Origin of the sequence: Streptomyces cyaneofuscatus (assembly GCF_033109485.1) — a bacterium.
Classification (GTDB): Bacteria; Actinomycetota; Actinomycetes; order Streptomycetales; family Streptomycetaceae; genus Streptomyces; species Streptomyces cyaneofuscatus.
In genome coordinates this window covers 1274623-1288700 of record NZ_CP137002.1, presented here as the reverse complement: position 1 = coordinate 1288700, position 14078 = coordinate 1274623, and the positions used below count along the sequence as shown (strand labels likewise).

Genomic DNA, 14078 nt, shown 5'->3' with positions numbered 1-14078 from the left:
CCGAACGCAGCGGACACCCCGGCTCAACCGGTAGATCAGCTGCATGACTTCTTCCCCCTCCTCCGTTCCCGGCCGGGCGAGATCCGCGCGCCCAGGACGCCGAGCCCTCCTCCTGGCCACCTCGGCAGCGCTCCTGGGCTCCCTGTTGGTTCCTTTCGCGGGCACGGCCTCCGCCGTCCCCGCACCCGCCACCGACGCCGAGGCCCCGCGCTCCGGGATACGCACGGTCACCCTCGTCACCGGGGACGTCGTGCGGTACGTGGACGGGCCCGGCGACCAGGACACCGTCACCGTGGACCGTCCCGACGGGGCGAGCGGCGGGGTCCGTATCCAGCAGGCGGGCGGCGACCTCCACGTCCTGCCCGACGAGGCCACCGCGCTCCTCGCGGCGGGCAGGCTGGACCGGCGGCTCTTCAACGTCTCGGCCCTGGTGCGGATGGGGTACGACGATGAGGGCACCGGTTCCGTCCCGCTGATCGCGACCTACCCGGCGGCGAAGGGGAAGGCCCGGGCGCTTCCGGCCGCCCCGCGCGGCGCGAAGAAGACCCGTACGCTCACCTCGATCCAGGGCGCGGCGCTCCAGGCCGACAAGGGCGGCGTGCGGACGTTCTGGGACGCCATCACCCGTACGTCCCGGGACGCCATCACCCGTACACCCGGGGCCCGTTCACTCGACGGCGGGATCGCGAAGCTCTGGCTGGACGGCCGATCCGAGGCCCTGCTGGCGGACTCGGTGCCGCAGGTGAACGCCCCGCAGGCGTGGGCCGCCGGGTTCGACGGGAAGGGCACCAAGGTCGCCGTCCTGGACACCGGGATCGACGCCGGCCACCCGGACGTCAAGGACCGTATCGTCGGCTCCCGCAGCTTCATCCCCGGTGAGGAGGTGGAGGACCGCAACGGCCACGGCACGCATGTCGCCTCCACCATCGCCGGTTCGGGCGCCGCGTCCGACGGTGCCAACAAGGGGGTCGCCCCGGCGGCCGATCTGCTCGTCGGCAAGGTGCTCAGCGACGAGGGGTCCGGCGCGGACTCCGGGATCATCGAGGCCATGGAGTGGGCGACGGCCGAAGGGGCCGACGTCGTCTCCATGAGCCTGGGCTCCCCGGTACCGGACGACGGCGGCGACCCGATGTCCCAGGCGGTCAACTCCCTCTCGGCGGACGGCGGTCCGCTCTTCGTGATCGCCGCCGGCAACGCGTACGGGGCGGGCACCATCGGCTCGCCCGGCTCGGCGGAGAAGGCGCTCACCATCGCCGCCGTCGACAAGCAGGACGCCCGCGCGAACTTCTCCTCCATGGGCCCGCTGGTCCGCTCGCACGGCCTGAAGCCGGACCTGTCGGCCCCCGGCGTCGACATCAGCGCCGCGGCCTCCCAGTCGGTCCCGGGCGTCGAGGGGATGTACCGATCGATGTCCGGTACGTCGATGGCGACGCCCCATGTCGCGGGCGCGGCAGCGATTCTGAAGCAGCGTCACCCCGACTGGAGCGGTCAGCGCATCAAGGACGCGCTGATGGCCTCGTCCAAGAAGCTCGACGCGTACACCCCGTACGAGCAAGGGGTCGGCCGGCTCGATGTGAAGGCGGCGATCGACACGACGATCGAGGCCACGGGCTCGGTCCAGGTCGCCTCGTACGACTGGCCGCACAGCCCGTCCGACCCGGTCGCCGAACGCACGATCACCTACCGCAACACGGGTGATGAGGACATCACCCTCGACCTGGCCACGGACACCGACGAGGCGGCCTACACGCTCTCCACCTCCACGCTGACCGTCCCGGCAGGCGCCACGGCCGAGGCAGTGCTCTCCCTGGACCCGGCGAAGGTGCCCAACGACACCACGTTCTCCGGCCAGGTCACCGCCACCGACGCGGCGGGCACCACCGTCGCGCACACCGGCTTCGCGCTCACCAAGGAGAAGGAGCTCCACGACCTGACGCTGAAGCTCCGCGACCGCGCGGGCAAGCCGATGGACGGCCTGGTCGTCCTCGCCGAACTGGGCGACCCGCAGCTGGGCCTCGTCCAGGTCACCGGGGACACCACGCTGCGCCTCCCGCCCGGCAACTACACCGCCTGGGCCTCCGTCGACATCGACGGCGACCGCCCCGACGCGAAGGCCGTCGCCTTCCTCGCGGCCCCCGAGACGATCCTCACCGGCTCCACCACCGTCACCCTCGACGCCTCCAAGGCCCGCAAGGTGAGCGTGCGCACCCCGAAGGAGACCGAGACCCGCCAGCTCCGCTACGACATGGCGCGCACGGCTCCGGACGGCACGGTCCAGCGCGACGCGTACCAAATCCCTCTCACCTACGACCAGTTGTGGGCGAGCCCCACCAAGAGGGTCAAGGAGGGCGACTTCAGCTTCCTGACCCGCTGGCGCCAGGGCGAGGAGCTGATCGACGTCACCGCCGACGGCCAGGACGTCCCGGTCACCGTCCAGAACGGCTCGCTCGTCGCCGAGGACAGCGAGCAGAAGCTGACCGCCGTGTACGCGGGCAAGGGCGCGGCCGCCGACTACCAGGGCCTGAACGCGCGCGGCAAGGCCGTGGTGGTCACCCGCAGCGACACGGTCGCCCCCGCCGACCGGCTGGCCGCCGCCGTGGCCGCCGGAGCCGAGGCGCTGTTCGTCGTCCACGACGGCCGGGGCCGAGCGATGGAGTCCTACGTCCCCTGGGGCGAGCAGTCCACGATCCCCGTCGCCTCGGTCCAGAGGCTCGCGGGCGACACCCTGATCCGGGCCGCGCAGCGCGGCAAGAAGGTGAGCGTCGACCAGAAGAAGCACGCCTCGTACGTCTACGACCTGGTGGACCGCCACGACGGCACCATCCCGGACCGCTCGCTGGCCTTCGCCCCGTCCACCCGTGACCTGGCGAAGGTGACCAACACCTTCTACGGCCACCAGGCGGCGCTCGGCGCGGGCTACCGCTACGACATCCCGGACTACGGCCCCGGTCTCGGCTTCGAGGAGTACGAGAAGTTCCCCGGGACCCGCACCGAGTGGGTCAACCCGCTCCCCGGCGACTCCTTCTGGTACGAGAACCACTCGGTCCTCAACGCCGAACAGTCCGACCGGGCCCACGAGATGCGCAGCGCGCAGCTGGACTACCGGCCGGGCAGGGACTACCGGGCCGAGTGGTTCGCCCCGGTCGCCCGCCCGCGCCTGGGCACCGGCTACTGGGGCCCGTTCCGGACGGCCACGAACGACGTGCAGTTCAACATCACCCCGTGGACGGACGCGGGCGCGGGCCACTCCGGCTCGATGCCCGAGGACGAGTACGACACCACGTCGTACGCCTTCCACCAGGGCGACACGTTGATCAAGAAGGGCGCGGGCAGGGCGGGCCACGCCTGGGACCTGTCGCCGCAGAAGCTCCCGTACCGCCTGGTCATCGACTCGGTCCGGGACGCGAAGACCTGGAAGACCTCCACACGTACGCACACCGAGTGGGGCTTCGTCTCGGGCGCGCTCGACCCGGACGGTCCCTACCAGGCCGACATCCCGCTGCTCCAGCTGGACTACGCCGTCGACACCGACCTGGCCGGCGACGTCCGCTCCGGCCGCCGGACCGAGATCGGCCTCTCCTCCGGCACCCAGGAGTGGCTGCCGGGTGCGGTGAAGGCGAACAAGGCGTCGCTGTCGGTGAGTTACGACGACGGCAAGCACTGGACCAAGGCCGACCTGCGCAGAGAGGCCTCGGGCGAGTGGACCGCCACGTTCCGCACCCCCGCCAAGGGCGCGACCTCGGTCTCGCTCAAGGCACACGCGGAGGGCCCCGGCGGGCTGGTCGTGGACCAGGAGATCATCAGGGCCTTCGGCCTGAAGTGACCCGCTGACGCGGTCCCGCGCCTCCCCACCGAGGGGGCGCGGGACCACGTGCGAGGGGCGCCGGCCCGTGCGGTTGGATGAGCGCATGAGCGTTCATGACGTCGCCCGCAGGCTGCCGGGCATATCCCCCCTCCGCGACCTCTGCCGCTCCCTGGCGATGCTGGACGCGATCCTCTGCCCGGAATGGGACCGCCGCTGGCACAGCTTCGACGCGTACTGGTCGCCGACAGAGGCGATGGCCTCGATGCGGGACGGCGCGGGCGGTGAGTACTCCCTGGTCTTCTCCGCCGCCGGGGTCTACGTGCGCGGCTTCGACCACGAGTCCCCGATGAGCCCCTACGTGGACGACGGCCCCTGGCCCGGCGTCCTCGACGAGGTCCCGGCCGTCTTCCGGGAGTACGTCGACGAGCCCTCGTTCACCGACGAGTCCGGCCTCCCGGTGGTCACCGCCTGCCTCTGGCGCGAGAACACCGACGACCGCTGGCGGGCGGGGAGCATCGAGTTCCCGGAGGAGGGCGAGGACTCCGACGGCGCGGACTGGCTCTTCCAGCTCCTCACCACGGGGACCCCGGAGTCCTACCAGGATTGGGCCGAGGACTACTTCGAGGTCCGGCTCGACCCCGAAGCCGTACGCCATGTCTACGCGCTCCGGCCGCTGACCGACGAGCTCGTCGCCGCGCTCAACCCGCGGCGGGCGCCTGCTGAGCTGGCCGAGGACATCAAGGAGATCGGGTACCCGGTCGGCAGCGGCACGGAGTGATCAGGGGCCGGGGTCGGTGCCGGTGCGTGGGGGACTGCCCCCGGGGCGCACCGGCACACGGTCATGTTCCGGTCGCTCAGCGCCCCGCCTGCAGCGCCCCCCACGTGGCCGGGCCCACCTTGCCGTCGACGCTCAGGCCGCGGCTGGACTGGTAGGTGCGGACTGCCGTCTCCGTCGTCGGGCCGAAGCTGCCGTCGGCGTTCACCGTGGTGCCGAGCGCCGCCGTCAGGGAGCGCTGGAGGCGCTTCACCGCGTCGCCGGAGCTGCCCCGGGCGAGGGCGGGGGTGGTGCCGGCGGAGAGCAGGGCCGTCCAGGTCTTCGGGCCGACCGCGCCGTCCGCGGTGAGGGAGCGGGCCCGCTGGAACGCCTGGGTGGCGCTCTTGGTGGCCGGGCCGAAGATGCCGTCCGCCGAGCCCGCCGCGTACCCCTGGGCGTTGAGCAGCTGCTGGACGGCCTTCACCTGCGGGCCCGACGAGCCCGACTGCTGGACCGCGTACGAGGGGAAGGTCAGGCTGTCACCGGGGGTGCCGGGGCTGCCCCCGACCAGCTGCATGTAGTGGTTCCAGTCCCAGTTGGGCCCGGGGTCGGTGTGGGTGGCCCCCGGCGCCTCGCTGTGGCCGATGATGTGCGACCGGTCCTTCGGGATGCTGTACCGCGCGGCGAGGTGCTTGGTGAGCGCGGCGGAGGAGCGGTACATCGCGTCGGTGAACCAGGCCGGGTTGTCGACCCACCCCTCGTGCTCCAGGCCGATGGAGGAGGAGTTGGCGCTGCGGGCGTGCCAGGCGGTGTTGGCGTCGCGGACCGTCTGGGTGATCTCGCCGTCCGAGGAGCGGATCACGTAGTGGGCGCTGACCTGGGACGCCGGGTTCTGGAACCAGCTGATGGAACCGGCGTACGAGCCCTGCGTGACATGGACGACCACCTTGTTGATGGTCGCGGTCCGCCCGGTGGCGTAGTTCTGGGAGGAGGCGGGGACCCAGAGCGCCGAGGGGTAGTCGGGGCTCTGCGCGTAGACCCCGGCGGCGGAGACCTCGTCCTTGTCCGGGGCGACCGGGCGGGAGGGCACCCGTACCGTCTCGCCGCCGGGGGCCGTCGTGGTCAGGCCCTGGGCGAGGAAGGTGAACACCGTGTCCGCGTAGAGCGCCGCCGCCGGGCCCTCGGCCTCGCTGTACCGGGCGACCGCCGGGTACCAGGCGTTCACGTCCCGCCGCTCCGTACGGTTCAGGCCGAGGCGGTCGGCGTGGTCGCGCAGGACGGCGGCGCCGCCGAGGATGTTCGCCGCGGTGTCCCGGCGCAGCCGGTCGGCCGGCTCCCCGGTCAGCGCCGCGGCCTTCTCCAGCGAGCGGTTGTCGGGGTTGCTCGCCAGGTGCATCACCCCGTAGCCGTTCGCCTGGCTGGGCTTGCCCGCGTGGCCGTCGAGGCGGCTCTCGCCGTAGCCGACGGCGGCCAGCAGATCGCGCGGGACGCCGTACTCCCGCGCCGCCCGGTCGAAGGCCCGGTTCAGCGGTTCGGCGGCGGGCGGGGCGGGGGCGGCGGTCGCCGGCTGGCCGGTGGCGACCAGCGCGGTGACCGTGAGGGCCGCCAGGACGGACGCGCCGGCCCGGGTGCGGGCGACGACGGGACTTCTGGGCATGGGTGCTCCTGCTCTGTGGGGAATCTGTGGGGAAATCCGCGGGAGGAGAAGAGAGCAGCCCCGGTCCGGGGTGCAGGACGCAAGGGGCTGCGAGCGCACCCAGGCTAGCGAGGTGAGAAGGGCATGACAATGGCGGCCGAGTCGCGGCGTGTCGTGCAACTGGCCTGCAAAGTAAGGAAGTTGACGGGCTATTAGGGCCTGTCGGGTGACGGGGGGTATCACCCGACAGGGGGTGCGATGGGCCGATCGGCCCCGCCCTCGCTACCAGCGGTTCCGGTGGATGACGTCCGCCACCGGGCGGCGCCGGACCGGTCCGAAGTTGCCCTGCGGCCACCCCACCGGAACGGCGGCGAACGTCGCCATGTCCTCCGGGATGCCGAGCTCCTGCTTCCACTCCTGCTCCAGGAACAGGTGCCAGATGGTGATGTTCGCCGCGAGGCCGAGACCCCGGGCCGCGAGCAGCAGGTTCTGGACGCCGGGGTAGACGCAGGAACCCTCCGCCAGCGCCTGGAAGCGTGTCTGAGAGGTCATCATCCGCTCACTCGCCTCCGGGCCGAGCGCCTGCGCGGAGGCGATCAGGCCCTCCTCGTCGAGCCGCGGCGCCGGGAAGCGGTAGCACGGAATGATCAGCGCGGGGGTGTCGGCGAAGTGGTCGCGCTGGTACTCGATCGCCGCGACCATCCGCCCGTACGCCGCCTCGTCCATGCCCTCGGGCGCGTACTTCCCGGTCGTCGCGAGGTAGGAGTCCACGCACCGCTTCCACAGCGGCGCGAGCCGGGCCATCACCTCACGGTCGGTCACCACGACGTACTCGTAACACTGCATGTTGCCGCCGCTGGGTCCCCAGACGGCGGCCTGTATGAGCTGATCGATCGTCTCGTCCGGTACGGCGTCCGGCTTGAGGCGGCGCATGGCGCGCATGGTGGACATGGTGTCGAAGAGAGCGGGGCCGCCGAGGGCGGACGGGTCGGCCTGAACCGTTTTCATGGTCATGATCGCGGAGTCTAGGCAGAACTCCCGGCTCAGGGCAGGGGGTGCGCTCCTCGGTTAGCCGGTTAGCCGGTTAGCCGGTTCGGCACAGGGCCCGGTGCGCTCCTCCGCCTCAGGGGCCGCGCCAGAGGTTGGCGAACGCCGAGTTCTCGATCGTCCGCCGCTGGCGTACGGCTTCCAGCTCCATCACCGCGTCGTGGACGGCGGTCACCACGACCGTCACCGCCTCGTCGTCGAGGCCGGGTTCCTCATCCGACGCTCCGCCCTCGACACCCGACGGTCCGCCCTCGACGCCGGACGGTCCGCCCTCGACGCCGATCGCCGAGGCGAGCGCGGCCAGGACGGGTTCCCGCTCCTCCCAGCGCTCGACCGCCGCGCGGCGGGCAGGCGTGTCGACCGGCTCCACGCGCTCCGAGCCGAAGGAGAGCCGGCCGCTCCGCTTCCGGGTCAGCTCACCGTCCTCCTCCAGCGCCGCCTGGTAGGCGGCCGCGAGGTCCCGGCCCCGGCGCCAGAGCCAGTCCTCGATCCGCTCGTGGGGCGACTCCCGGATGAGCAGGGCCGCGGCTTCGCCGAGGAGCCCGTCCTGCGGCGCCGACGCCTCGTCCGGCACGATGCGGTCCTCGTCCACGGTGACGGCACCCGCGTCGATCAGATCGATCAGCTCGGCTCCCGCGAGGGCGAGCGACAGGTCGCCCTGCCCCACGGAGCGGTCCGGCCTCGGGTCCATGGCGATGATGAACAGGTCTTTCGCCGTGGTCATGAACGGCTCCTCTCAAAGCATCTGAACATCTGAGCATCTGAACATCGACAGGGAATCCCCACCATGGTGGGGCGATCAGTATCACGCCGCCCGGCCCCGGCGGCGCCCCGTCAGCGCCTGGTCAGCCGGACCACCGGGATGTCGCGCTCGGTGCCCGCCTGGTACTGCGCGTAGCGCGGGAACAGCTCCACCAGCCCCGGCCAGACCCGGGCCTTCTCCTCGGCCGGGAGGGTCGCCGCGACGGCCGGGAAGCGCTCGGTGCCCACCCGGAGCTCCACCTCGGGGTCCGCCCGCAGGTTCAGGTACCAGAGCGGCGGGCGGTCCGAGCCGCCGTTGGAGGCCACGATCAGGTAGTCCTCGCCGTCCCGCCCGTACATCAGCACCGTCCGCCGGACGATCCCGCTGCGCCGCCCCACGTAGTCCATCAGCAGACACGGGACCCCGAGCTGGGTCGTGCCCTTCGTGCCGCCGGACGACTCGTACAGCTCGGCCTGCCGGGCCACCCAGCCGGTGGGGCTGACCTCGACCTCCGTCGCTCCGTCCGCTTCCTCCGCCATGCGCCTCTCCTTCCGCTCGTACGGTCCCTCCCTCCATCCTGCACCCCCGTCCGGCCGCACCGGGGGATTCGTACACCTGGACAGGGCTGCCACCGCACGGGGGAACGCGGGCCGGGAACCCCTCGGTGAAGGCGTATAAAGGGTCCTTCCGGAGCAGCCGGCGTCCCCCGATGGCCCCTCCCCACCCCACCCCCAACCCGCGCGGCCGGCGTCACCGCGTCACTGAGCCCAGGAGCGCCAATGAGCACCTCGGAAGAGATCAGCGCCCTGCTGGTAGCGAAGTTCGGAACCGACCCCGAGGCTCTCGGCCCCGACGTTCCGCTGCACCGGCTGCGGCTGGACTCCCTCGCCCTGGAGGAGCTGCGGCTGCTCATCGAGGACCGGCTGGACGTCGACCTGGAGGATGTCGCGCTCACCTCGCGCGACACTCTCGGCCGGCTGATCGAGGTCGTCCACGTGAAGGCCACCGCATGAGCGCCCCGGCGGCCCCCGCGCCCTACCGGCGTACGCCGCTCGCCCCGTTCGCCGCCGCCGTGACCGGGGTCGGCCTGGTCACCGCGGCCGGTACGGGCGCCCGGGCCGCCTGGCACGGCGTCACCGAAGGGCTCGCCCCGTCCGTCGGCCCCCGGCCCGAACTGGACGGCCTGCCCTGCGACTTCTTCTACTCCGTCACCGACTGCGACCCGCGCGAGCTGCTCGGGGTGGCCGCCCAGCGGCTGATGGACCGCTTCGCCCAGCTCGCCGTCATCGCCGCCCGCGAGGCGGTCGCGGACGCCGGGCTCGACCCGGCCCTCTGGGACAGCGGCCGCGTCGGCATCGTCATCGGCTCGGCCCACGGCGGGCTGCCCTTCTACGACGAGCAGCACGCCACCCTCGCCGAGCGCGGCGCCCGCCGGGTCTCCCCGAAGCTCGCCCCCCTCAGCGTCGTCAACGGCGCGGCCAGCAGCGTCAGTCTGGACCTCGGGGTGCAGGGCCCCAGCCAGGCCGTCTCCACCGCCTGCTCCTCCGGGACCGTCGCCATCGGCACCGCCCACCAGATGCTCCGCTCCGGGGCCTGCGACATCGTCATCGCGGGCGGCGCCGAATCCACCTGCACCCGGCTGCTGATCGCCAGCGCGTGCAGCCTCAAGGCCGTCTCCACCCGCCGCGAGGACCCCACGGCCGCCTGCCGCCCCTTCGACACCCACCGCGACGGCTTCGTCGTCGGCGAGGGCGCGGGCCTCCTCGTCCTGGAGCACCCCGAGCACGCCCGCGCCCGCGGCGCCACCGTCCGCGCCCATGTGAACGGTTACGGGGCCTCCAGCGACGCCCACTCCGCCGTCGCCCCGGACCCCGACGGGCTCGGCATCGAACGCGCCCTGCGCACCGCCCTCGCGGACGCCGGGATCTCCCCGGCCGACGTCGGACACGTCAACGCGCACGGCACCTCGACGCTCTCCAACGACCTCATCGAGGCCACCATGCTCCGCCGCGTCCTCGGCGAAAGCCCCCTCGTCACCTCCACCAAGGCGATGACCGGGCACACCCTCGGCGCGGCCGGCGGCATCGAGGCCGCGCTGACCGTGCTGGCCCTCCAGCACCAACTGGTCCCGCCCACCGTCAACTTGGACGCCCCCGACCCGCAGATCGAGATGGACGTCGTCGCCAAGGAGGCCCGCGGCGCCTCCTTCGACTGCGCGGTGAAGACCTCGCTCGGCTTCGGCGGACACAACGCGGCGCTCGTCCTCACCAGGGCCTGAGCGGAAGGGAGTTGGGGAGAACGATGCCAGAGGAGATCATCCGGACGCTGTCGGTGGACGGAGTGCGGTACAGCTACCGCGTCCTGCCGCACGCCTCCGACGGCGGCGCCCCCGCCACCGAACCCGCGCTCGTCCTCGGCGGCGCCCTCCAGGGCATGTACGGCTGGCCGCAGATGGACGACCACCTGGGCCCGGCGACCGACGTGGTCACCGCCGACCTGCCCGGCATGGGCTCCGCCGACCCCCTGCCGCCCGGGCCCAGCGCCGACATCCTGCGGCGGGCCGTGCTCCGGATCGCCGACGACCTCGGCGCCCCCCGGCTGAACCTCTTCGGCTTCTCCTACGGCACCGCCATCGCCTTCGGCTTCGCGCAACGCCATCCCGAGCGGGTCGCCCGGCTCGCCCTCGGCGGCGTACCGGTCCATATCGACGAGGACCAGGTGGAGTGCTGGGAGCGGGCGCGGGAGCTGCTCGCGGGCGGGGACCGCGAGGGGTTCGCGGCGACGGCCGCCGACGCGCTGATGTGCCTGGACCCTGAACGTAACGTGCACCGACGGGAGTTGGCCCGCCGCTATGTACGCCGTTCGTTCCTGCACGCGCTCACCCACTCCCCGCACGCGACCAACTCGCTCTACCGGGCGCTGGCCGACCGGCCGGACTTCTCCGGCGGGCTGAGCGGTGTACCGGCCCTGGTCTTCGCCGGGGAGCACGACACGGTGACCTCGCCGGAGCGGCAGCGGGAGTTCGCGGCGACCATCGAGGGCAGCCGGTTCCTGACGGTTCCGGAGTCCGACCACTGGGTGGTCCTGGAACGGGCCTTCGAGGTCGCGGAGCTGGTGGCCCGGTTCTTCACGGAGACGGAGGCGGAGACGAAGGGTGCGCGCGTGGGTGCCCCCGTCAGTCTGCCGCGACAGGCGGGTGCCCCGGCGGGCCGGACCTGAGGGTCCGGCCCGCCCGGGTGCCTCCGGCTCAGTGCCGGAAGCCGCCGGCCTTGATCCGCACCACCTGCGGGTCGTGGTCGCTCGCCTGGTCGGCGAACTCGGCGTTGATGTGCACCACGTCGTAGTCGAAGCGCCGGACCGCCGGGCTCGTCAGGATGTGGTCCAGCGTCTGCGAGTTGCCGTCGAAGACGTAGCTGTACCGCTCCGAGGAGGGCAGCGTCTTGATCAGGGGCTTGAGCACCTTGCCCTGGGTCAGTGCCGTGAACGTCGGGGAGAACTCGAAGTCGTTGAAGTCCCCGAGCGCCACCACCCGCGCCGACTTGTCCGCCTTCAGCAGCGACGTGACGAAGGCGTTCACCTCGGCGGCCTGCTGGATCCGCTTGGCCTCCGAGGAGCGGTTCGGCTCCTGGTAGCGGCCGTGCAGCGGCTGGTCGCCGCCCTTGGAGCCGAAGTGGTTGCCGATGACGAAGACCGGCTTGCCCCGGAAGGTGAACTCGCCCACCAGCGGCTTGCGGCTGGCCTCCCACGCCGGGCTCGCCGGGTTGATCCGGCCGGGGGAGACGGAGAGCTGGACACCCTTGCGGGTCTTGACCGCCTGGACCGGCGTGGTGGCGTCGCCGCCCGGCCGGTCGGCGAAGGAGACCCGCTGGGCGTTGTGGAGCAGGACGTTGCGGATGTTGCCGCCGGGCTCGCCGCCGTCCTTGTTGTTCTCGGGGGCGATGTAGCGCCAGGCGTAGCGCGGGCCGCCCTTGGCGACGATCGCGTCCGTGAACCGCTTCAGCGTCGCCTCGGAGCCCACCGTGCCGTCGTTGACCGGACCGTTGTCGTCCTGGATCTCCTCCAGCGAGACGATGTCGGGGGAGGAGAGGTTGACCGCGATGCCCTCGGCCAGCGTGTCGAACTTGGCCTGCGGGTCGGCCGCGTCCAGGTTCTCCACGTTGTACGTGGCGACCGCCAGCTCGTCCTTCTTCTGCTTGCGGGTCACCTCGCGCCGCAGCTTCTTGTCGACGTGCGTGCCCAGCCCGGTGGCCTGCACGTTGTAGCCGCCGTACGAGGCGTAGTCGAGCACGCCCGTGGTGCGGCCCTTCAGCACGTCACCCACGTTGGCCGTGGGGACCGGCTGCGCCGGGTCCAGCGACATCACCTTGAGCCGGCCGGTGTTCTGGTCCGTGTACGAGGCGTAGAGCGTGCCGCCGCGCCGGGTCGGCTTCTCCTTCGGCTTGACCGTCACCCAGATCTCGTCGTACGCCGTCGTCGCCCCGGTCACCCGGGTGTCGGCGATCTGGACCCGGGCGCCCTCCAGGGCCTCGTACAGGTCCAGGGCGTAGCGCTTCGGCTCCAGGGGCAGCGCGTCGATGGCGCCGCCGCCCGCCGAGGGCACGTAACGGCCGGGCACCGAGCGGGCGTCGAGGACGACCGGCGCGGGCAGTGCGTTGCCGGAGGAGAGGACGGTGGTGCGCGGCGCGGTCAGCTGCGTGATCGACTGGGTGCCGGTGCCCGGGTAGTACTCGGCCACCTTGCCGCTCACCAGGACCGCGTCGCCGACCTTGACGGCCGGTGCGGCGGAGCCGGTGTAGACGAACAGGCCCTCGCTGGTGCGGGCGTCGCCGTCGGGCGCGGTGTCCTGGATCCAGAAGCCGCGCGAGCCCGTGGCCCGTACGCCGATGACGGTACCCGGCACGCCGGTGACCGCCGTGCCGTCGAGCGGGGAGATACGGGTGGTGCCCTGGATGTCGTGGATCCGGACGGGGCCGGGCTCGGTCGGGCCGGGCTCCTCCGGCTCCTGGCCGCCGCCGGACGTCTCGCCGGCCGCGTTGACGGGGGTCGGGGCGGAGGCGGAGAAGTCGGCGGCGTTGTCGTCGGTGTCGGCGAGCGAAGCGGCCCGGTGGACGGATGCGGTGGCCGAGGCGGTGGGGGCCGGGCCGCTGCCCTCCCGGACGACGGCGGAGCCGTAGCCGACCAGGTCCACGATGCGGGGCTCGGCGGCGCAGTCCGCGGCCGTCTTGCAGGTGAGCGGCGTGGTGCCGGAGACCAGCGCGACGGTGCCGCTTCCGGCGGCCAGGGCGATGGTGCCGGTGGCGTCCGGGGTGGGCAGGGCGACGGTGCCGCCGGTGCCCGCGGCCTGGGCAACCAGGTAGCGGCCGCCGGGGGCGATCGCCCCGGTGAGCGCGGAGACCTGCCACTGCGAACCGGCCGACGGGGCGCCCGGCAGGTACTGGACGCTGAAGCCGCCGACCTCGAACGGGGTGGAGCCGGCGTTGGCCAGCTCCACGAAGTCCCGGGTCAGCGTGGCGCCGGAGTTGCCCCCGCCGCCGTACACCTCGGAGATCACCGTGGTGGCGGACGGGGCCGCCTGGGCGGCGGGCAGGGCGGTCACCGCGAGCGCGACGGCGACGGCGCCGGTCAGCAGGACGGAACCTGATCTGGATATCTGCACGGAGGTGCCCCTCAAGCTTGGTGGTAAGAGCCAAAAACTATGCGCGTAGAACGGGGCATGACAAGGCATCACCGGTTAATTCCCGGCGTCGCCCGTATGGAGAACAGGCTGCCGCGTCTCGCCCGGACCCCGCCGCAGGCTCGTCGCGCGCCCGCCACACGCCTGCCACGTGCGGCAATGTCCGGGCAACACGCCTCCGTGAGACGGCCGTCCACCATGCGGTCAACGGTTTGACCGGGTTACGCCGTTCCGGCTACGTTGCGCGCCATGCAGCGATCCGCACACCTGACGACGCGAGGTCATGTCGACCTGAAGCGCGTGTGCTCCGCGGCGTGTCACCGGGTCTGAACGCGCCGAGCCCCTGAGCGACCGCAGCCGGAGCCCCTCCGGCGTGCGCACCCGGGGCGACCGTTCCACGGGAGATGCCTCAACCCTCCG

Annotated in this window: 10 protein-coding genes; 5 read left to right on the top strand and 5 right to left on the bottom strand. The window is 72.5% G+C overall.

Annotation, left to right across the window (positions count from 1 at the left end; genetic code table 11):
* Positions 1–43 precede the first annotated feature (43 nt).
* Positions 44–3823 carry a S8 family serine peptidase gene (locus tag R2B67_RS05350; protein ID WP_317816677.1) on the top strand — a complete coding sequence of 1260 codons (3780 nt, stop codon included), beginning with the start codon at positions 44–46 and terminating at the stop codon, positions 3821–3823.
* Between the two features lie 85 nt (positions 3824–3908).
* Complete coding sequence (locus R2B67_RS05345) at positions 3909–4583, top strand: hypothetical protein (protein WP_317816676.1); 675 nt, start codon at positions 3909–3911, stop codon at positions 4581–4583.
* A 76-nt stretch (positions 4584–4659) separates the two neighbouring features.
* Here R2B67_RS05345 and R2B67_RS05340 read toward each other — a convergent pair whose 3' ends face one another.
* The 4 genes from R2B67_RS05340 to R2B67_RS05325 all read right to left on the bottom strand — a co-directional run bounded on the left by R2B67_RS05340 (position 4660) and on the right by R2B67_RS05325 (position 8523).
* Positions 4660–6216: a peptidoglycan-binding protein gene (locus R2B67_RS05340; RefSeq protein WP_317816675.1), complete on the bottom strand. Its 1557-nt coding sequence runs from the start codon at positions 6214–6216 to the stop codon at positions 4660–4662.
* Positions 6217–6477: 261 nt separating this feature from the next.
* Positions 6478–7209: a nitroreductase family protein gene (locus R2B67_RS05335; protein WP_317816674.1), complete on the bottom strand. Its 732-nt coding sequence runs from the start codon at positions 7207–7209 to the stop codon at positions 6478–6480.
* Between the two features lie 109 nt (positions 7210–7318).
* Positions 7319–7966 (bottom strand): GOLPH3/VPS74 family protein, encoded by a 648-nt coding sequence (locus R2B67_RS05330; RefSeq protein ID WP_317816673.1) that lies wholly within the window; start codon positions 7964–7966, stop codon positions 7319–7321.
* Between the two features lie 110 nt (positions 7967–8076).
* Entirely contained in the window at positions 8077–8523 is a 447-nt protein-coding gene (locus R2B67_RS05325) for a nitroreductase family deazaflavin-dependent oxidoreductase (RefSeq protein ID WP_317816672.1), read from the bottom strand.
* Positions 8524–8763: 240 nt separating this feature from the next.
* On the opposite strand from R2B67_RS05325, the gene R2B67_RS05320 reads away from it, so the two are divergent.
* The 3 genes from R2B67_RS05320 to R2B67_RS05310 are packed head-to-tail and all read left to right on the top strand — an operon-like array spanning position 8764 to position 11203.
* The gene (locus tag R2B67_RS05320; protein WP_018514655.1) at positions 8764–8997 is read left to right on the top strand and encodes an acyl carrier protein; all 234 of its coding nucleotides are present in this window, start codon (positions 8764–8766) and stop codon (positions 8995–8997) included.
* Positions 8994–10262 (top strand): beta-ketoacyl-[acyl-carrier-protein] synthase family protein, encoded by a 1269-nt coding sequence (locus tag R2B67_RS05315; protein WP_317816671.1) that lies wholly within the window; start codon positions 8994–8996, stop codon positions 10260–10262. The genes R2B67_RS05320 and R2B67_RS05315 overlap by 4 nt, the downstream gene beginning before the upstream one ends.
* Before the next feature lie 23 nt (positions 10263–10285).
* Complete coding sequence (locus tag R2B67_RS05310) at positions 10286–11203, top strand: alpha/beta fold hydrolase (RefSeq protein ID WP_317816670.1); 918 nt, start codon at positions 10286–10288, stop codon at positions 11201–11203.
* Between the two features lie 28 nt (positions 11204–11231).
* Here the strand turns inward: R2B67_RS05310 and R2B67_RS05305 are convergent, their stop codons facing one another.
* Positions 11232–13640: a DUF8508 domain-containing protein gene (locus tag R2B67_RS05305; RefSeq protein ID WP_317816669.1), complete on the bottom strand. Its 2409-nt coding sequence runs from the start codon at positions 13638–13640 to the stop codon at positions 11232–11234.
* Positions 13641–14078: the final 438 nt, after the last annotated feature.

What these genes read in the sequence shown, in the direction of transcription:
- R2B67_RS05350 (WP_317816677.1), top strand. Translation starts at nt 44, where the DNA reads ATGACTTCTTCCCCCTCCTCCGTTCCCGGCCGGGCGAGATCCGCGCGC.
- R2B67_RS05345 (WP_317816676.1), top strand. Translation starts at nt 3,909, where the DNA reads ATGAGCGTTCATGACGTCGCCCGCAGGCTGCCGGGCATATCCCCCCTC.
- R2B67_RS05340 (WP_317816675.1), bottom strand. Translation starts at nt 6,216, where the DNA reads ATGCCCAGAAGTCCCGTCGTCGCCCGCACCCGGGCCGGCGCGTCCGTC.
- R2B67_RS05335 (WP_317816674.1), bottom strand. Translation starts at nt 7,209, where the DNA reads ATGACCATGAAAACGGTTCAGGCCGACCCGTCCGCCCTCGGCGGCCCC.
- R2B67_RS05330 (WP_317816673.1), bottom strand. Translation starts at nt 7,966, where the DNA reads ATGACCACGGCGAAAGACCTGTTCATCATCGCCATGGACCCGAGGCCG.
- R2B67_RS05325 (WP_317816672.1), bottom strand. Translation starts at nt 8,523, where the DNA reads ATGGCGGAGGAAGCGGACGGAGCGACGGAGGTCGAGGTCAGCCCCACC.
- R2B67_RS05320 (WP_018514655.1), top strand. Translation starts at nt 8,764, where the DNA reads ATGAGCACCTCGGAAGAGATCAGCGCCCTGCTGGTAGCGAAGTTCGGA.
- R2B67_RS05315 (WP_317816671.1), top strand. Translation starts at nt 8,994, where the DNA reads ATGAGCGCCCCGGCGGCCCCCGCGCCCTACCGGCGTACGCCGCTCGCC.
- R2B67_RS05310 (WP_317816670.1), top strand. Translation starts at nt 10,286, where the DNA reads ATGCCAGAGGAGATCATCCGGACGCTGTCGGTGGACGGAGTGCGGTAC.